Raw genomic sequence first — 18,484 nt, 5'->3', positions numbered from 1 at the left:
GCAAACCTTAAAATCCAACAGAGGTATCGTCCCCTCTCTTGTCGGCTCCGCCTTCCAATCGGCCATCAGGGAGCACACGGATGGCATCCACTTTCCCAATAATGGGCGTTCTTTCTTCATTGATGAGGTATCCTTTCGATTTCAGTTTGTCCGTAAGGGTTTTGGGAAACCCTTCGGGTTCAAAGATAATCATGTCGGGCAGCCATTGGTGATGGAACCGCGGAGCATTTACCGCTTCTTGCATGCTCAGATTGAACTCATACACATTGAGGATGGTTTGGGCCACTGCGGTGATAATGGTGGAGCCCCCTGGTGTGCCAACGACCATATAGAGCTTTCCGTCCTTTTCCACTAGGGTAGGGGTCATACTGCTCAACATACGTTTTTCAGGGGCAATGCTATTGGCTTCAGCACCAATCAATCCAAACATATTGGGTACTCCGGGTTTTGCACTGAAATCGTCCATCTCATTGTTCAAAAAGAACCCTAATTCATCTACATAGAGTTTGGAGCCAAACCCACCATTCAAAGTGGTGGTAGCCGAAATAGCATTTCCCTCGCTGTCCACAATGGAATAGTGGGTGGTTTCGGAGCTTTCCACAATTTCCACCTCCCCATGGCTCACCTCTGAAGAAGGAGTGGCTTGGTCAAATGAAAAATTGGACATGCGTTCCTGTAAATAGGCATCACTGAGCAAGGTTTCCAAGGGAATATCCACAAAATCAGGGTCGCCCAAGAAATAATTTCGGTCCGCGTAGGCACGTCGCGCTGCTTCGGTGAAGAGCTGAATCGTCTGCACGGAATTGTGACCAAATTTGGAAATGTCATGGGGTTCCATCATCTTAAAGATTTGATTAATGGTGACCCCACCACTACTGGGTGGGCTCATGGAAATGATGCGTAGGTCCTTATAGTTGAAGACAATTGGGTCACGCCACTTGGCTTCATACCGCGCTAAATCTTCTTCGGTCATATAGCCTCCCTTTTCTTGCACAAAGGCAGCCAGTTTTTGGGCCACTTCACCTTTGTAGAAGCCATCTTTTCCATTATCAAGAATCTTTTTTAGGGTATTGGCGAGTTCAGGATATTTTATGGTGTCTCCTTCCTTGAAATTGGCAGCAAATTTGGTGCTATCCCCATTAACTTCTATAAACCGTTCTTTGTAACCTTCCAATCGTTTGGCTTGTTTTGCGGTAACCACCACACCTTTTTGGGCCAAAGCGATTACAGGTTCCATGATATCGGACAGGGGTAGGGAGCCAAATTTTTTATGTACTTCCATGACGCCGGCCACGGTTCCGGGGATGCCAACCGCAGTGGCTCCAACAATGCTCATATTCGGAATCACATTCCCAAGGGAATCCAGATACATATCCTTGTGGGCGGCAAGCGGGGCTTTTTCACGATAGTCGATACCACCGATATCGCCGTTGTTCTTTCGATAGACCATAAAACCACCGCCGCCGAGATTTCCGGCAAAGGGATAGGCAACCGCGAGAGCCAGTTCTGTGGCCACCATGGCGTCAAAGGCATTTCCGCCTTTTTTCATGATGTCCGTTCCAATTTTTGAGGCTTCTTCACGGGCCGAGACCACCATGGCTTTTTCCGTGACCAGTCCCGTAGGGACCGCAGGTTGCTGCTTACAGTTCAAGAACAGGAAAAGGAGGGGGGCTAGGAGTATTATTCTTCGCATAGGGAAATGAATTTTTGCTTGGAAAAGGTAATCAATTCTTCAAAAAAAGCGGTGAACTCTGCTTCAAAGTCAGCATAATGTTCTTCGAGGTCCAAAATGGCGAAATTCATTTTCGACCTATTCTGCGTCCTTCGGTTCATTCCGTTGAGTACTCTGCCAATACCGGCTAAGTTGGCATAATTGAGCAGCCAATTGTCCGTGATCATATAGGGCATCATCCGTTTGGTGCCCAGTGGAAGCAGATTGTAGTTATCCTCCAATAGGTCATAAAAGTTTTCCACATAGTCTTCAAGGGGAACTTCTGAATAATCGCTCCAGTTTTTGGCCAAAAAGTGGTCGTAAAAAATATCCACGATAACACGGCTGTAGTGGCTGTAATTCTTGTGTAACCGCTTACTGCTTTGTTTGGGAATAGGGTGGGAGTCCGTATAGGTATCGATTTCCCGGTGCAACAAGATGCCTTTTTGGATTCGTTCCGGAAAGTGTTTGTATTTATTGCCTCGGATATGATCGGCAAAGAAATTTCCCAAGGTAATTTCCTTGTCATCAAAGGACAGATAGATGTGGGCGAGGAAGTTCATCGGGGCAAATTTCTTTTCCATCGAAATTTACAAATTCCAAACATGGAATACGGATGGGCCCTATATATTTGCAAAAACTTTTTTAACAATATGACACTGATCAAATCAATTTCTGGAATACGAGGAACTATAGGAGGACGAACCAATGAGAATCTGACCCCGGTGGATGCCGTAAAATTTGCGGCAGCGTATGGTACCTGGTTGAAAGCGTATTCCCAAAAAGAGAAATTGACCGTGGTGATCGGCAGGGATGCCCGTTTGTCCGGTGAGATGATCCAAAATTTGGTGGTCTCCACCTTGGTGGGATTGGGCATTGATGTAATTGATTTGGGACTTTCCACAACCCCTACTGTAGAAATTGCGGTTCCTATTGAAAAAGCGGATGGAGGAATCATTTTGACCGCCAGTCATAATCCCAAGCAGTGGAACGCCTTAAAGTTGTTGAACGAACGGGGTGAGTTTTTGGATGCGGAACAAGGTGCCAAAATATTGACCTTGGCCGACAAAGAGGATTTCAACTTTGTTGAAGTGGATGATTTGGGGACCATCACCAAAAACGATTCCTATATCGACATCCACATTGATGAAGTATTGGAACTCTCCTTAGTGGATGCCGATGTCATCAGAGAAAAAAAATTCAAAGTGGTAGTCGATGGTGTGAACTCCACTGGAGGTATTGCCATTCCAAAATTGTTGGAAGAACTGGGGGTTGAAGTGGTAAAATTGTATTGTGACCCCACAGGACATTTTCCGCACAATCCAGAGCCATTGAAGGAGCATTTGGGGGACATCTGTAAAAAAGTAGTGGAGGAAAAAGCCGATTTTGGTATTGTGGTGGACCCTGATGTGGATCGTTTGGCGTTTATCAGCAATGACGGTGAAATGTTTGGCGAGGAATATACCTTGGTGGCTTGTGCCGATTATGTTTTGGGAAAGACCAAAGGAAATACGGTGTCCAATCTATCCTCGTCACGGGCTTTGCGTGATGTTACGGAGAAACACGATGGCACCTATGAAGCAGCAGCAGTAGGGGAGGTGAATGTGGTGACCAAAATGAAGGCCAATAATGCCATTATTGGCGGTGAAGGTAATGGAGGCATTATTTATCCTGAAAGCCATTACGGTCGTGATGCCTTGGTGGGCACCGCTCTCTTTTTAATGTTGATGTCCGAAAGAGGAGGTACTGTCGCCGAACTTAGGGCCAGTTACCCTAGCTATTTCATGAGCAAAAAGAAAATAGAGCTTACTCCCGAGTTGGATGTGGATGCGCTTCTGGATGCCATGCACAACAAGTACAAAGACGAAGAAGTATCCACTATTGATGGGGTAAAGATTGACTTTCCTGAAAATTGGGTACACTTGCGAAAATCCAACACAGAACCTATTATTCGAATTTATACGGAGGCCAAATCGCAAGCGGAAGCCGATGGTCTTGCCGATAGGATCATTGATGAAATCAAGGAAGTGGCAGGGTTGAGTTAGGATTTCCCCAACTCGTATAGGATTTCCTCCGCATTGAAATCTTCTGGCGATAGCTGGATGTGCTTGTCCGCATCCAGCCATATTTTCCACGTGCCGTTTTCCTTGCGTAATCCCACATTGAATTCACCATACCCCCTTACCACTAGGCTTTCATCATCACTTCTTTTGGAGCTGAAACGATAATATCCGGTTTGGTAGGCCATGTCCCCGGCATCGTTGAGAGCCGTGGACCGAATGGCAAAGGCAATGCCTATTTGGCTACCTCGGGTCTTTACGGTTTCCACAAAATCCCCAAATTCCTCCAAATAGCTTTCCCCGGTCTCCACTTGGTTTTGATCTTGGGTCACCCTAAAAATATCCTGGGTGTGGATGGACTTTAATTTTTGGGAGTCAGATTGGTCGTAGGCTTCCATAAAAGGAATCCAAACCTCTGTTTTAATGGCTTCCAAAACTTCCTGGGGAATGTCTTTGGGAGGTCGCTGTCCATAAGACAGCACAAAAGTGCAGAAGAGCACCATAGCAGTTAACTGTTTCATTTTTTGTTGATTGAATGATTGTTGAATATAAAAAAAGAGAACCAACTTGCGGTTCTCTTTTAAGAAAAGTATATGATTTTGGATGCTGTCCAATAAAGGAGCAAGCCTCCGAATGATTTAGCTATGTACCGACTCCAAATAGGCGCCTCTGACCACTTTGGCGGTTTTGTGGTCGCCGGTGTGGCTCCATCCTGGAGGCATAACCAGATAGCGAAACTTGTTGAGGATACCCGGAGCATTCCAAACATCCTTGGCCAAGGCCACTATCTCACCAAAATATACTTCCAGAAAGTTACCTGAGTCCATTTCACGGGTGATGCCATATTCAATTTGGATATCGTGTTGTTCTTCCTGATAGGTCTTGAATACCTTGTCCCAGATGTTGAGCAGGTTGCAAAAATTGGTATCCATATACAGTGGGTTTTTGGCGTGGTGTACCCTGTGGTGCGAAGGGGTCAGGATGATTTTGTTCAAAAAACCCAATCGACCATTCTTCAATAAATTCTCCCCAATATGGATGAAAGCGCCATAGGTGCCATCAATGAACATGATCAAGAACAGTAATTCGGGTTGTACACCCAATAGAATGCAGATGGTGGTCCGGATAGTATCGGCATAGGGTGCCTCCAAGAAAAAATGGGCATGGGTCACGGACAGATTCATATCTTCCGGAGCGTGGTGCGTAGAGTGGAGGCACCAGAACAATCGAACTTTATGACCCAGATAGTGATAGACAAAATGACCCAATTCCCAAACGATATATCCGTAAATGAACCAATACCAAGTCATTGAGGTCTGAAAAGGCGCATATTTCTGGAACAAGCCAATACAAAGGGCAACCATGGCAATGGCAATGAACCGTCCTACAACCCGATTGAAGATGTAGATCAGAAAATTCACTTTGTACACCTTGGCCTGGGGTTTTTTATAGATCAACCCCAAAATAAGTTCAAGGATAAGCAGAAGGGGAATTATGGGATAGATCAGGGAAACAATACCATCATAGGTCGTGAACGATGAATAATCACCTGAACTTAGAATTTCCCATGCCTGTGAGATGCCCAGAAAGCCTACAATCTCGTTGTATAGTGTTTGCAATAATTCCATGAAAGTTTGTTTAGTTGGTTTAGAAAGTAGAAAACTAGGAAAAATATTCTATAAAATTTCGACCAACAACAAATTGCATCGCACTTACGTCGAGTAAAAGCCTATTTTGACCTTACCTTCTGATTCTGAAACTCTAAGGGAACCTTGTTTCTATGTTTCCAGCGTTTATGCGTCCAGAAATAGTACTCTGGAGCTTCCCGTATGGATTTTTCAGTCTCTCTCAAAAAAGCATCTGTTATCTTGTAGTTCTCTACTTCAGCAGGGTTTTCGGAAAGTATTTTGAAAGTCCCCTCGTAGTATCCTCTTTTCTTCTTTTTAACCTTAAGGTATACTGGAACAATGTCATTGGCTTTACAGATTTCCTCACCTCCAACGTGGGCAGGAACCACAATTCCCATGAAATCCGTCCAATACTTTGCCCTGCTGACCATTGGGGATTGATCACTGATTATGCCTACCATCAACAACTCATTGCTCTCTTTTGCAGCTTTCAGGATTTTTCTGGACTCCCTTGTTGATATCAAAGTGGTGTTGAATTTTCCCCTAATCTGACGGATCAGTCTATCAAAATACTTATTCTCTATTTTTTGATAGATGCCGTAGCCTTTGGACTGTATTTGAAGGTTTAATGACAAAACCCATTCCCAGCTCGCATAGTGGGGAAGCATAAGCATAGTGTTGGTCCCTTTTTCTTCAAGGCCATGGATCAGCTCAAAATTACTTACTGTAAATCGCTTTTGAATTTCTTTTTTACTGATGCCCAAGGTCTTTATCATTTCCAAAAACATATCGCACATATGTTTGTAGAACTTTTTTTCTATCACCAGGCGTTCTGCTGGGGTCTTTTCTGGAAAAACCAAGGCTAAGTTACTGCGCACCACTTTTTTACGATATCCAATAACATGGTACAGTAGTACATACACACCATCTGAAAGTAAGTAAATCAGTTTGAAGGGGAGTCTGGAGACCAACCAGAGCAAGGGATAGGCAAGGATGAATATGGTCAACTGCATAGGCGATTCGTGTGTGCAAATATAGCTATATTTGAACCCAAACCTTAATAACCATGTTCAATTTACATATCGCCACCATTGCCATCATGGCTGCCAACGTGATGGTTTCCCTTAAGGGATTCAATGATATCGGCTTTTTTGACCGATATAAGTTCAATATCAGTGGAATTCGGGCCGGACAGCGCGACAGAATTGTGACTTCTGGCTTTTTACATGTTGACTTTTCCCATTTGTTTTTTAACATGTTTACCCTATACTTTTTTGCCAATGTGGTGATAGGGTGGTTTGGTCCAGGGAAATTTTTGATCATTTATTTTATCAGTTTGATAGCAGGGAGTCTGTTGGCCATGTTTTTTCATAAGGATGAACCTTATTACAGTGCCGTGGGGGCCAGTGGCGCCGTCACAGGAATCCTATATTCCGCAATTTTGCTGAACCCGGACATGCAGTTGGGCATTATGTTCATTCCCATTCCACTGCCGGCCTATGTGTTGGGGATCGGATATCTCTTGTATTCCATCTATGGGATGAAAAGTAGATTGGGGAACATAGGACACACTGCACACTTTGGTGGTGCCATAGGAGGCTATTTGGTTACCTTGCTCTTTATGCCCGAACTTTTTGTAACTGATACCTTCATCGTGGTTTTATTGGCCGTGCCTATAGTGATTCTCTTTATTTTGGAGAAACTGGGAAAAATATAATCCAATAAAAAGGCCCCTGATCAGGGGCCTTTTTATTATCTGAGTGGAGTATTTCTTTAGTTAAGAACTTCGGCCACTTTTTGTTCCAAGGCAGGTCCGCGAAGGTCTTTGGCAATGATTACCCCGTTTTCATCCAAAAGGAAGGCAGCAGGAATGGCATTGATATTGTACAATTGGGCAATAGGGTCTTGAAACCGCTTTAGGTTGGAGATATGGTTCCAAGCCAATCCATCGGACTCAATGGCTTGTTTCCAGTCTTCTGCACGATTGTCCAGGGAAACCCCGATTACATTAAAGCCTTTGTCCTTGTACTTGTTGTATACAGAAACAATGTTCGGGTTTTCGGCACGGCAAGGTCTGCACCATGCAGCCCAAAAATCGACCAAGGTTAGTTTTCCCTTTGTGGTTACATCACTCAAAGCCAACACATCCCCATCTGGAGTGGGAGCAGAAAAGTTTGGCGCTTTCACTCCAACTTCGGTGGATTTCATCCTGTCCAATTGTTCTTTAATTCGCTTTCCGGGTTCAGAAGCTTTTACTTCTGGGGAAAGTCCTTCGAACATGGCCTTTATTTCTTCTTGGGGCAATGCTTTGCCAGCCATAAGGTTTCCAATGATCAATGCAGATATCAAAGCATCCGGATTGTTTTTTGCGAACTCCACATTGAAACTTTTGGCCTCTTCTTGAAATTCTATGAACTCTTCACGCAAGGCGGTTACCGTTGCCGTATCCCTCTGTTGGGCGGCCATCCGCATATCATTTTGCATGGACATGCCTTTTTCAGTCAGTACTCTTGAACCATCCAAAAAATTCATGAAAAGATCATTTTGATGTGTGCCTTCTAATTTGGCATGGGTCATACTGTCTTTTGGAAACCTGATTTTGATATCCCCATTCTCTAAAATCAACGGAACGTTTCCTCTTCCAGATTCCAGAAAAATATAAGATAATCTGGGTTCGGCTTGTGTTCCTGTAAAGCTGAAGGCGCCATTTTCAATGGTAGTGGTGTCCAAGTCCACCAATTGGTTAAGGGAGTCCGTGGTTCTTAGAAAGACGGTGGTGCCATTTTCAGGTTCTCCGGTTACGGTAACATTTAGGGTATATCCTTTAGGTTTCGATTGGCACGAGGCTAAAAATAAAACTGCTAGGAAGATTGCTAATGCGTTTCTCATGTTTTGTTGTTTAAGCTGCTAAGGTATTCATTCCTTATGGCATAAAAAAACCCTTGGCACTTTACAAATGCCAAGGTTTTTTTTATGTAAAGTTCTCTTTTTTAGAATTGGTATCGTATACCTAGCGCAATGTCAAAGTCAAAGTTGTCACTGAACCCATCGTAGCCCACTAGGCCCACTTCGGGTCTAAAGTCCAAGGAAAGGAGCAATGGAATGTCAAAGTTGTATTCCACCCCAATATCTCCGGCGGCGAAGACAAAGACGCCATCGTTGTCATTGTCAAAGTTGGGTTCTGGGTCAAAGTCTACACTTCCAAGTCCGCCACCAACACCGTAATACCAGTTAAAGTTGCCGTCTAACTGGTGTACCCACTGGTATACACCACTGAGTTTGAATGCGTCAAAATGACGGCTGTCCCTCCAGCCTAAGTTAAATTCCGCCCTATTGTACTGCGCAATGGATTTCTGATATGATATTTCTGCCCCAAAGCCATCGCTATCCCCTAAACGGAGTCCAAGGGCGTGATTGGCAATATCTTGCGCACTCACTGCGGTTGCGGCAAATAAAAAAAGCATAGCAAATAATGAGGTAATTTTCATGAGGTTCTCTTTTTTAATTAAAATTAAAATAATTTTGTAGTGTCTATATGACACTTTTGAAACTCTTTCAGTCACCAAAAATTGTTCCAGATTGGATAAATCTTTGTTAAAATCTCTGTCGGATAAATTGGATGGAGAATTGTTGATGGACGACCTTAGCAGGGCCTTGTATGCCACGGATGCTTCGGTGTACCGAAAATTGCCCACTGCGGTGGCTTACCCGAAAAATACAGATGATATCAAGGCTTTGATTCATTTTGCCAATACCAACAAGGTAGGTTTGATTCCTCGAACCGCAGGAACCTCATTGGCGGGGCAATGTGTTGGTGAAGGCATTGTTGTGGATGTATCGCGGAATTTTACACAGATTCTTCATCTGGACAAGGAAAAGAAGCAAGTACGTGTGCAGCCTGGGGTGGTTAGGGACGAACTCAACCAATTTTTAAAACCATTTGGTTTGTTTTTTGGGCCGAACACATCCACCTCCAATCGATGTATGATCGGAGGGATGGTCGGAAACAACTCTTCCGGAACAACTTCCATTCAATACGGGGTTACTCGGGACAAGGTGGTAGCTTTGAACTGTATCTTATCCGATGGTAGTGAAGCTTCGTTTGCGGAAATTTCAAAAGAAACATTTGACAAGAAAAAACAGGAAGATTCTTTGGAAGGGACCATCCATGCTAATCTGGAGAAAGAACTTTCCAATAAACAGAATCGGGACAACATTGAGGCAGAATTTCCAAAAGCCAGTATTCACCGTAGAAATACGGGATATGCAGTGGACGAATTGTTGAAAAACAACTTGTTCGGTGAGTTTAAGGAAGACTTTAATTTGTGCAAGTTATTGTCCGGGAGTGAAGGTACTTTGGCCTTCACTACAGAGATTACACTGCAGGTGGATGACTTACCTCCGCCAATGTCAGCCATGGTAGCGACGCACTATAGTACTTTGGAGGACTGTTTGAGTGATGTGGCTCCCGTAATGCAGCACAATCTGCATACCTGCGAGATGATGGATAAGGTTATTTTGGATTGCACCAAAAACAACAGGGCGCAGTTGGCCAATCGGTTTTTTGTGGATGGGGACCCGGCAGGTATCCTCATGTTGGAGGTGAGGGCCCATACCGAGGAAGAGCTACAAAAACAACTCAAAGGTTTATTGGATACCATAGAAAAATCAGGATTGAGCTATGCCAGTCCCGTTTTGATGGGAGATGATATCAACAAGGCCATTGAGCTCCGCAAAGCGGGCTTGGGACTTTTGGGGAATATGGTGGGGGACCGCAAAGCGGTGGCGTGTATTGAGGATACTGCCGTGGCTTTGGAAGATTTGAAAGATTTCATTGGCGAATTTTCCCAAATCATGAAGGGGTACAACCAAGACGCGGTGTATTATGCCCATGCCGGAGCGGGGGAGCTGCATTTAAGGCCCATTCTCAATCTGAAAAAGTCAGAGGATGTGGTGCTGTTCCGTTCCATCACCACCGATGTGGCCAAACTCACCAAAAAATATAAAGGAAGTTTCAGCGGGGAGCATGGAGACGGTATTGTCCGTGCCGAGTTTATTCCTTTGATGATCGGGGAGCAAAATTACGAATTGCTCAAACGGGTAAAGTCGTTGTTTGACCCTAATAACATTTTCAACCCAGGGAAAATTGTGGATGCCTATCCCATGGATGAATCCCTGAGGTATGAAGTGGACCGAAAGGAGCCTGAAGTGGATACCTTGATGGACTTTTCAGATAGTGAAGGCATCCTAAAGGCGGCCGAAAAATGTAATGGAAGTGGGGATTGTCGAAAGAGTCATCATATGTCCGGAGGGATGTGCCCCAGTTTCCACGCCACCAAAAATGAAAAAGATACCACGCGGGGAAGGGCCAATGCGTTACGTGAGTTTTTGACGAATACGGAGAAAACCAATCGGTTTGATCAAAAAGAACTCAAGGAAGTTTTTGACCTTTGCTTGAGCTGTAAGGCTTGTGCCAGCGAATGTCCCAGCAATGTGGACGTGGCAACATTAAAGGCTGAATTTTTGTATCAGTATCAAGAAAGCAACGGATATCCGTTGCGCGGCAAGCTGTTTGCCTACAACACCAAACTGAATGCCTTGGGAAGTCAACTTTCCGGTTTGACCAATGCTATGTACGATTCCAAGCTTATCGGAGGATTTATAAAGAAAACTTCGGGAGTGGCCCAAGAGCGTAGTTTACCCAAAGTATATCGATTCAATTTCGAGAAACACCTGAAGCAATTCAACTTGAAAAATACGGACCTTTCCAAGAAGAAGGTGGTGTTGTATTTGGATGAGTTTACCAAGTATCTGGATATTGAAGTGGGTAAGGACGCCATAGAATTGTTATGCAAACTAGGCTATGATGTGGAGTTGTTTTTTGCTGAAAGCGGTAGAACATATTTATCCAAGGGCTTTTTAAAGCAGGCCAAGAGGTTGGTGGCAAAAAATATGGAGGAACTGAGAGGGATTTTGGACCGGGACATCCCTATTGTGGGATTGGAGCCTTCGGCAATCCTTTCTTTCCGGGATGAGTACCAACGACTTTACGAAGACAAGCCGCTCGTGGAGAAGTTGGCATCCAAGTCATTTTTGATAGAGGAATTCTTGGCTTCGGAAATTGCCACAGGACATATTACCTCGGATAGTTTCACCCAAGATGAGCGAACGGTAAAAATTCACAGCCATTGCCATCAAAAGGCATTGAGTAACCAAAAGGTTACGTTTGACGTGCTTAATCTGCCCAAAAACTACAAGGTTTCCATCATCGCATCAGGATGTTGTGGAATGGCGGGGTCTTTTGGGTACGAGAAAGAGCATTATGACACCAGTATGAAGGTTGGGGGCTTAAAGTTGTTTCCAGCGGTACGGAAAAGTGATTCCAACACATTGATTTCGGCCAACGGAACCAGCTGCAGGCATCAAATCAAGGATGGAACGGAACGGGATGCCCAGCATCCGGTATCAATCTTGAGACAAGCTTTGGTCGTTTAAGGATTTTTCACTTTCCAGTTTTTCGCCTTCGTATTCTTCGGAAACGTTTTCAATCTCCACTTCCTTGTCGGTAATGGAGGCAATGAGTTCGTTCATGTCCATTTCCTTGAGGTCCTCATCGGCAAAGAAAGGGGATAGTCGGTCATGGTTGTAATGATAGACCTTCCAACGTTTAAAGGAATATTCCAAGGCGGTGAGGTTTTCCACCCAATCCCCAGAATTTAGATAGACACAACTTCCTTTTTTGTTTTCGTAGCGTTCCTTTTTGGGTTGATGGATGTGTCCGCAGATGACATAATCGTAGTCATTTTCAATGGCGAGGTCGGCTGCAGTTCGCTCAAAGTCATTGATGTACTTCACAGCTTGTTTTACGCTGTTTTTTATCTTTTTGGAAAGGGAATATTTTTCACGGCCCATTCTCACCAAGCCCCAATTGATAAAACTGTTGATGAGAATAAGTAAGTCGTATCCGTACCCGCCCAGTTTGGCCAACCATTTGGCATTTTGTATGGAAACATCAAATACATCGCCATGGAAAATCCAAGCTTTTTTCCCATCCAGGTTCAGCACTAATTTATTGGAAATTTTGAAATTCCCCATTGAAGTATCACTGAACTTACGGAGCATTTCATCGTGATTTCCAGTAATATAGTAAACTTCAGTACCTTTTGAAGCCATTCCAATTATTTTTCGGAGCACCTTTAGGTGGGCTGCCGGGAAATACCGTTTCTTAAACTGCCAGATATCGATGATGTCCCCATTTAAAATGAGTTTCTTGGGCTGTATGCTGTTGAGGTAAGCGATGAGTTCGTGGGCATGACAACCGTAGGTGCCCAAGTGTACATCGGATATGACTGCAAGTTCTATCTTCCTTTTTTTCAATCCTATAGGGTTTAATTACAAATTAAGGATGTAGGAATAAACTTAAAATCAAATTCAAATCAATATTTCATGAGCATATCGTTAAATAAACATCAATCTCCAGGGCAATATGTTACAATAACATTAAGTGGTCAGGTTGTTTTTGAATATGATTTTTAACATTTACCTTTGGACTTCTTAAATTTTATACCGGATGGCTGGAAATTCTTTTGGACAACTTTTTAGACTGACCACTTTTGGGGAATCGCATGGTGTTGCCTTGGGCGGGGTCATTGATGGTTGTCCTGCGGGAATTGAACTGGACCTTCAAAAGATCCAGGAAGAACTGGACAGGAGAAAGCCGGGACAATCGGCCATAGTTACCCAACGCAAAGAACCTGATACGGTAGAGATTTTTTCGGGGGTTTTTGAAGGAAAGACCACGGGAACGCCTATTGGTTTTGCCATTCGGAACACCAACCAGAAATCCAAGGATTATTCCCATATCAAGGATTCATATCGCCCGTCCCATGCCGATTATGTCTATGATCAAAAATACGGCTTTCGCGATTATCGCGGGGGAGGTAGGAGTTCGGCCAGGGAAACAGCGAGCAGGGTAGTGGCCGGGGCCATTGCCAAGCAATTGTTGAGTGATATTAAAATAACCGCCTATGTTTCCCAAGTAGGTGCGCTCAAGTTGGGGAAGAGTTACGATCAACTCGATTTTTCCGTAATCGAGTCCAATCCTGTTCGTTGTGCGGATATGGAAATGGCTACGCAGATGGAAGAGTATATTAAATCCATTAAAAAGGAAGGCGATACCATCGGAGGTGTGGTTACCTGTGTCATCCAAAATGTACCTATCGGTCTTGGAGAGCCTGTTTTTGATAAACTCCATGCCAAATTGGGGGAGGCCATGTTATCCATCAATGCCGTCAAAGGCTTTGAGTATGGCAGTGGCTTTGATGGGGTTGCCATGAAAGGCAGCGAACACAATGATGCCTACAACACGGACGGTACTACAAAAACCAATCGTAGTGGCGGTATCCAGGGCGGTATCAGCAATGGAATGGATATTTACTTCAATGTGGCATTTAAACCTGTTGCTACCGTGTTGCAGGCCTATGACACCATCAATAAAGAAGGTGAAAAAGTCACTACTCAAGGCAAAGGCAGGCATGATCCCTGTGTGGTGCCCAGAGCCGTTCCCATCGTAGAGGCCATGGCAGCCTTGGTCCTAGCGGACTATACGCTATTGGCGCGTTCCAACAAAATCTGACCTGCTTTAGGTCGTTTCCCATCAAAAATAGTATATTACTTTCCTAAAAAGTGAATATGCGTAAACTTGAGCTGCATTGGCAAATCCTTATCGGGATGCTTTTGGGGATACTGTTTGGATTTGGAATGACCCAAGTGGATTGGGGAAAGGGTTTTGTGTCGGATTGGATCCAGCCTTTGGGGACCATTTTTGTGAGACTCCTAAAGCTGATAGCTATTCCCCTTATCATTGCTTCCTTGGTCAAGGGGATTTCAGACCTAAAAGATATTTCCAAGTTTAAGAACATAGGTTTACGAACCATAGGTATCTATATTGTTACCACAGTGGTGGCCATTACCATTGGGTTGGTGTTGGTCAATGTGGTTCGACCTGGAAAAGGAATATCCCAGGAAACCGTTGTCAAGCTCACGGAAACTTATGCCAATGATGCCGGGGTCACTTCCAAACTGGAAGAAGCCTCTCGACAAAAGGATAGCGGACCATTGCAATTTTTGGTGGATATGGTGCCGGATAATGCTCTGGCGGCCATGAGTGACAATAGCTTGATGCTTCAGGTCATCTTTTTTACCATTTTCTTGGGGATTTCCATGTTGTTGATCGGTGAGAAAAAGGCAAAGCCTTTGAAGGATTTCTTCGATTCGCTTAATGATGTGGTCCTGAAGATGGTGGATTTGATCATGCTTACGGCGCCCTATGCCGTTTTTTCACTTTTGGCGGCGGTAGTGGTCTCCTCGAGTGACCCTGACTTGTTATTGGCCCTGTTGAAATATGCAGGGGTCGTGGTATTGGGTCTGGCACTGATGATAGCTTTTTATGGTGTGGTGGTTTCGGTCTTTACCAAGAAAAATCCATTTTGGTTCTTGAAAGAAATGAGTCCTGCCCAATTGTTGGCGTTCTCTACCAGTTCAAGTGCCGCAACATTACCGGTGACCATGGAAAGAGTTGAAGAACATATAGGGGTGGATAAAGAAGTGTCCAGTTTCGTATTGCCTGTTGGTGCCACTATTAACATGGATGGGACCAGTCTATATCAGGGAGTGGCCGCGGTCTTTATCTCGCAGGCCCTTGGGTTTGACCTCACCTTTGCCGATCAATTGACGATAGTGCTGACCGCTTTGTTGGCCTCCATTGGTTCTGCCGCTGTACCGGGCGCGGGAATGGTGATGTTGGTAATTGTGCTGGAATCCATTGGTTTCCCAGCAGATAAATTGGCCATAGGTCTAGCTTTGATATTCGCAGTGGATAGACCCTTGGACATGTGTCGTACCGTAGTTAACGTTACTGGGGATGCCACCGTTTCCATGGTGGTGGCCAAATCGGTTGGTAAATTGGGGAAGCCTCACGTGGAGGAATGGGACGACCATTACGATGAAGTTAAATAACAAAAAACATACTGCCATGAACATCTGTTTTTTAATGTATCCGTGGGATCAGATTAATCCTGAAACGGACACCAGCTTGGCCTTGATCCATGAGTGTGTAAGGCGAAAACACGGTGTGGCCCTGTGTACACCGGCCAATCTGACCATTAGAAATAGTGTTACCAGTGCTTTCTGTACCGTGATCAATAGACAGGAAAAGATTTCCAGCAGTCAAAAGACTTTTTACAAACAGGCCACTATCCGCGAAGAAATGCTTCCTTTGGCAGGATTTGATGTGATTTTTATGCGAGCCAATCCCCCCTTGGACCCCTTGATGCTCAATTTCTTGGATTCGGTCAAGGACGATGTGTTCATTGTCAATTCACTGCAAGGGCTACGTGAGGCCAACAATAAATTGTACACGGCCGCTTTTGGGGATAGCCATAGCAATATCATCCCGGCGACCCATGTGTCCAAAAACAAAAGATACCTGATTCAACAGATCAAGGCCTCGACTGCGGACAAGATGATTTTAAAGCCCTTGAACGGCTATGGAGGTTCCGGGGTCATCCTTATTGAGAAATCGGCCATGTCCAATATTAATTCATTATTGGACTTTTACGTAACCAATTCAGATGGAAGCTCCAACTACGTCATACTTCAAGAATACATTGAAGGGGCGGACCAAGGGGATATCCGTATTTTATTGCTCAATGGAGAGCCCATTGGGGCTATGCGGAGAATTCCGGGTTCCGATGACCACCGTTCCAATGTATCTGCTGGTGGGTCTGTGGCAAAACACACCCTGACCAAAGAAGAAAAGGCATTGTGCAAACAGATTGGCCCAAAATTGGTCAATGATGGGCTCTACTTTGTCGGCATCGATGTGATAGGAGGCAAGTTGGTGGAGGTGAATGTCATGTCTCCAGGGGGTATTACCTATATCAACAAAGCCTATAAGACCAAGGTTCAGACCAAAGTAATCGATTTCATAGAAAGCAAGGTGCTGGACAAACTGACCGCCTTTGACCGCAGGTCCCGATTACGTAACGAAGTGGAAAATGCTTAGGTGTAGCATTGATGATATGATTCTTCGTATCAATAACGAAGAATGTTTTGAAGCGGTTTCCGATGATTACTCCTTTACCATAAAGATTGAAGAATACGTTCCTTATGTATGTGGAGCCGTTCATGATGGTCGCCACTTTAGAAGAACACTTTGGGACAATTGTCTACATACCGAATACGAACGCTGGTACGAGGAAGACCCCTGTACCAAACAAATGGTGCAATCCCATCCCATTGTCATTGCTGGGTGTGACAGCAGGTTCGAGTATGATTTGAACCGCCCGGAAGAAACAGCCATCTATACCGATGCCTGGGGCAAACAACTCTGGCGAACTCCTTTATCTGAAGTCGAACGGGAGCATAGTCTTCAAAAGCACCGTAATTTCTACAAAGTAGCGAAAGCCTTGATCTGTAAACTGGAGTCCAAATTCCCTAAAATTTTGGTGTTTGATATGCACAGCTACAACTGGAAGCGTTGGGAGCGGGAAGTGCCAGTCTGGAATTTGGGCACTTCCAATATAAATAATGAACGGTTTGGGGTATTGGCAGAACGATGGAGAGAACGATTGCAGACCATACAGCTGCCCCATGGAATACCTTCAACCTCAAAAATCAATGATACCTTTCAAGGGAACGGCCATTTTCTAAAATTTATCACTAGCGAATTTGATAATACCTTAGTTTTGGCGACTGAAATCTCGAAAATCTATTGTGATGAGCATACCGGTATTATTTTTCCCGAAGTGGTACACGCCGTGGAGCGGCAATTAAAGATTTTGATTCCGGAGATGGTAACTACTTTTGAAAAAGCGGACGTATGATAGGAGAAAAGGAAACACAACAATTGGCTAGGGAATATGGCGACCTGTTTGAAATTGATGCCAATCTGGACCGTTTGGTGCGCCGTATAGAGCTGTTGAGCTACATCAACCCTTTGAACATTGAAAAGGAGAAGCACCGCTTTTTCGCATCAAAATACACCGTTGAGCCCGAGTTCAAGTATCCCAAGCTCAAGTTTGATCCCTATAAGTTGCATCGTTTGTTCTTCTCACAACGGTTGGAGCGAATTTCGGATGAAAGAATCCGAAAACTGTATCAGGAGGTCATATACTACTACTCCAATATGGTGCAGTGTATAGAGACCATTGGAAGGGGCAAGAACTTTTACTACAATTCGCTACGCGTTTACGGAACCCCGACCGAAAAGGATGTACAAAACGCACGTTTCATCCTCCATTTTGGGGATGAACCCATGACTTCGGACATGGAAAAAGTGTTTTCTGCGGAAGAGGCACGGGCCTATTTTGAGGATTTTGTAAAGCAATATGAATTCCCCCTGAACATTAAGTTTTCCACCAATATTGCCGCAGAGGCCATGGTGAGTAATAGTTCCCAGTCACTTTTGATCAAAAAGAACACCAAGTTCAGCAAGAACCAGTTGCTTACGTTGGCCAACCATGAGATCGGAGTGCATCTGGTGACTACCTACAATGGCTTGCAACAACCCTTAAAAATTTTCTCCAACGGTCTGCCCAAAAATGTGGAGACCCAAGAAGGTTTGGCGGTCTTTAGCGAGTATATGGGTGGGGCGCTGACCTTAAAGCGATTAAAAGAATTGGCATACAGGGTGTTGGCTGCTGACAGTTTGATCAAAGGGTATTCTTTTGCAGATACCTTTGACCTTATCCATGGACAATATAAGCTCAATCGGGATGATGCCTTTAGCATTACCCTTCGGGCGCATAGAGGAGGGGGCTTTACCAAGGACCGATTATACCTGAGTGGCCTTCGTAAAATTTACAAGCGCTACCAAAAAGAAGAAAGTATGGATGTGCTGCTCACGGGTAAAGTGTCATTGGATTATGAGGAGATTATTCAATATCTGAAGAGTTTGGGACTGTCACACCCCATTACGCACAAGAGCTATTCCTTTGACCAAAAACTGAACACCAACAAAACTTTGGATTTTATCCTGAACAACCTAAAATAGTCTGTTATTTTGAGTGGTTTTCCAAGAAAAC

The 18,484-nt window shown here is 44.3% G+C and carries 16 protein-coding genes; 8 read left to right on the top strand and 8 right to left on the bottom strand.

Features of this window, described 5'->3' with window-relative positions:
• Positions 1 to 7: 7 nt before the first annotated feature.
• Together ggt and DN53_RS00605 are read right to left on the bottom strand one after the other, a co-directional pair.
• A complete protein-coding gene (gene ggt / locus DN53_RS00610) occupies positions 8 to 1,693 on the bottom strand; it encodes a gamma-glutamyltransferase (protein ID WP_129652491.1) in 1,686 nt (561 codons plus the stop codon).
• Complete coding sequence (locus DN53_RS00605) at positions 1,681 to 2,274, bottom strand: acyl carrier protein phosphodiesterase (protein ID WP_129653323.1); 594 nt, start codon at positions 2,272 to 2,274, stop codon at positions 1,681 to 1,683. The genes ggt and DN53_RS00605 overlap by 13 nt, the downstream gene beginning before the upstream one ends.
• A 90-nt stretch (positions 2,275 to 2,364) precedes the next feature.
• Here DN53_RS00605 and glmM point away from each other — a divergent pair, with 90 nt between their 5' ends.
• A complete protein-coding gene (gene glmM / locus DN53_RS00600; RefSeq protein ID WP_129652490.1) occupies positions 2,365 to 3,756 on the top strand; it encodes a phosphoglucosamine mutase in 1,392 nt (463 codons plus the stop codon).
• On the opposite strand, the gene DN53_RS00595 is transcribed toward glmM, so the two are convergent.
• The 3 genes from DN53_RS00595 to DN53_RS00585 all read right to left on the bottom strand — a co-directional run bounded on the left by DN53_RS00595 (position 3,753) and on the right by DN53_RS00585 (position 6,412).
• A complete protein-coding gene (locus tag DN53_RS00595) occupies positions 3,753 to 4,292 on the bottom strand; it encodes a YybH family protein (protein WP_129652489.1) in 540 nt (179 codons plus the stop codon). The two genes, glmM and DN53_RS00595, sit on opposite strands and share 4 nt — an antisense overlap.
• A gap of 117 nt (positions 4,293 to 4,409) precedes the next feature.
• Positions 4,410 to 5,399: a sterol desaturase family protein gene (locus tag DN53_RS00590; RefSeq protein WP_129652488.1), complete on the bottom strand. Its 990-nt coding sequence runs from the start codon at positions 5,397 to 5,399 to the stop codon at positions 4,410 to 4,412.
• A gap of 101 nt (positions 5,400 to 5,500) precedes the next feature.
• Positions 5,501 to 6,412 (bottom strand): lysophospholipid acyltransferase family protein, encoded by a 912-nt coding sequence (locus DN53_RS00585; RefSeq protein ID WP_129652487.1) that lies wholly within the window; start codon positions 6,410 to 6,412, stop codon positions 5,501 to 5,503.
• Positions 6,413 to 6,465: 53 nt separating this feature from the next.
• On the opposite strand from DN53_RS00585, the gene DN53_RS00580 reads away from it, so the two are divergent.
• On the top strand, positions 6,466 to 7,116 hold the full coding sequence (locus DN53_RS00580; protein WP_129652486.1) for a rhomboid family intramembrane serine protease: 651 nt from the start codon (positions 6,466 to 6,468) through the stop codon (positions 7,114 to 7,116).
• A gap of 56 nt (positions 7,117 to 7,172) precedes the next feature.
• Here DN53_RS00580 and DN53_RS00575 read toward each other — a convergent pair whose 3' ends face one another.
• Positions 7,173 to 8,288: a TlpA disulfide reductase family protein gene (locus DN53_RS00575; protein WP_129652485.1), complete on the bottom strand. Its 1,116-nt coding sequence runs from the start codon at positions 8,286 to 8,288 to the stop codon at positions 7,173 to 7,175.
• A gap of 101 nt (positions 8,289 to 8,389) precedes the next feature.
• Positions 8,390 to 8,887, bottom strand: coding sequence for a hypothetical protein (locus DN53_RS00570; RefSeq protein ID WP_129652484.1), 498 nt, complete (start codon positions 8,885 to 8,887; stop codon positions 8,390 to 8,392).
• A gap of 91 nt (positions 8,888 to 8,978) precedes the next feature.
• On the opposite strand from DN53_RS00570, the gene DN53_RS00565 reads away from it, so the two are divergent.
• Complete coding sequence (locus tag DN53_RS00565) at positions 8,979 to 11,894, top strand: FAD-binding and (Fe-S)-binding domain-containing protein (RefSeq protein ID WP_129652483.1); 2,916 nt, start codon at positions 8,979 to 8,981, stop codon at positions 11,892 to 11,894.
• On the opposite strand, the gene DN53_RS00560 is transcribed toward DN53_RS00565, so the two are convergent.
• Positions 11,865 to 12,776, bottom strand: a complete 912-nt coding sequence (locus tag DN53_RS00560; RefSeq protein ID WP_129652482.1) for a UDP-2,3-diacylglucosamine diphosphatase — start codon at positions 12,774 to 12,776, stop codon at positions 11,865 to 11,867. The genes DN53_RS00565 and DN53_RS00560 overlap by 30 nt on opposite strands.
• A gap of 193 nt (positions 12,777 to 12,969) precedes the next feature.
• Here DN53_RS00560 and aroC point away from each other — a divergent pair, with 193 nt between their 5' ends.
• The 5 genes from aroC to DN53_RS00535 are packed head-to-tail and all read left to right on the top strand — an operon-like array spanning position 12,970 to position 18,453.
• On the top strand, positions 12,970 to 14,034 hold the full coding sequence (gene aroC / locus DN53_RS00555; RefSeq protein WP_129652481.1) for a chorismate synthase: 1,065 nt from the start codon (positions 12,970 to 12,972) through the stop codon (positions 14,032 to 14,034).
• Between the two features lie 56 nt (positions 14,035 to 14,090).
• A complete protein-coding gene (locus DN53_RS00550) occupies positions 14,091 to 15,416 on the top strand; it encodes a dicarboxylate/amino acid:cation symporter (RefSeq protein WP_129652480.1) in 1,326 nt (441 codons plus the stop codon).
• Positions 15,417 to 15,432: 16 nt separating this feature from the next.
• Entirely contained in the window at positions 15,433 to 16,464 is a 1,032-nt protein-coding gene (gene gshB, locus DN53_RS00545; RefSeq protein ID WP_129652479.1) for a glutathione synthase, read from the top strand.
• A complete protein-coding gene (locus tag DN53_RS00540; protein WP_129652478.1) occupies positions 16,457 to 17,284 on the top strand; it encodes an N-formylglutamate amidohydrolase in 828 nt (275 codons plus the stop codon). The genes gshB and DN53_RS00540 overlap by 8 nt, the downstream gene beginning before the upstream one ends.
• On the top strand, positions 17,281 to 18,453 hold the full coding sequence (locus tag DN53_RS00535) for a peptidase MATCAP family protein (RefSeq protein WP_129652477.1): 1,173 nt from the start codon (positions 17,281 to 17,283) through the stop codon (positions 18,451 to 18,453). The genes DN53_RS00540 and DN53_RS00535 overlap by 4 nt, the downstream gene beginning before the upstream one ends.
• Positions 18,454 to 18,484: the final 31 nt, after the last annotated feature.

The sequence above is a fragment of the Flagellimonas olearia genome (genome assembly GCF_004150225.1).
Classification (GTDB): domain Bacteria; phylum Bacteroidota; class Bacteroidia; order Flavobacteriales; family Flavobacteriaceae; genus Flagellimonas; species Flagellimonas olearia.
Note: the sequence above shows the minus strand (reverse complement) of the source record. Positions and strands in the feature narration are given on the sequence as shown.